The 228-nt window shown below is 41.2% G+C and carries 1 protein-coding gene; it reads left to right on the forward strand.

What is annotated here, in order from left to right:
* Positions 1–228, forward strand: a 228-nt coding sequence (locus ACVC5O_RS01805) for an Ig-like domain-containing protein (protein ID WP_452219754.1), incomplete at both ends; no start/stop codon positions are given.

Here is a 228-nt window from a genome sequence, read left to right on the forward strand (position 1 = left end):
CGATCCAAGTGATGATGTAGTAACCTACACACCAAACCCAGGATACAATGGAACAGATACGTTTGAATATACAGTATGTGATAACGCAACACCAACACCAAACTGTGATACAGCAGAAGTAGAGGTAAGCATAGCACCAATCGTAGATGTAGAAGACGATACAACAACAACAGACGAAGACACACCAGTAGTGGTAGATGTTTATGATAACGATAACGACATCCCAAC

The sequence above is a fragment of the Lacinutrix salivirga genome (genome assembly GCF_053604675.1).